The sequence below is a fragment of the Colwellia marinimaniae genome, assembly GCF_002207865.1.
In the GTDB taxonomy this organism is placed as follows: Bacteria; Pseudomonadota; Gammaproteobacteria; order Enterobacterales; family Alteromonadaceae; genus Colwellia; species Colwellia marinimaniae.
Genome location: NZ_BDQM01000166.1, coordinates 1 through 343 on the forward strand (window position 1 = coordinate 1; position 343 = coordinate 343).

Consider the following 343-nt stretch of genomic DNA (forward strand, 5'->3'; position numbering starts at 1 on the left):
GGTAGCCAGTGAGCATATTGCGCCGCTTCAGGATGCTGCAGATCTGGAAATTGCAACGAAGGAAGAAACCTCGTTGCTGGAAGCCTGGAAGAAGTATCGGGTGTTGCTGAACCGTGTTGATACATCAACTGCACCTGATATTGAGTGGCCTGCTGTCCCTGTTATGGAGTAATCGTTTTGTGATATGCCGCAGAAACGTTGTATGAAATAACGTTCTGCGGTTAGTTAGTATATTGTAAAGCTGAGTATTGGTTTATTTGGCGATTATTATCTTCAGGAGAATAATGGAAGTTCTATGACTCAATTGTTCATAGTGTTTACATCACCGCCAATTGCTTTTAAG

Annotated in this window: 1 protein-coding gene; it reads left to right on the forward strand. The window is 42.6% G+C overall.

Annotated features, from left to right (window positions below):
* Positions 1-16: 16 nt before the first annotated feature.
* Positions 17-172, forward strand: coding sequence for a tail fiber assembly protein (locus tag MTCD1_RS18735; RefSeq protein ID WP_088569005.1), 156 nt, complete (start codon positions 17-19; stop codon positions 170-172).
* Positions 173-343 lie beyond the last annotated feature (171 nt).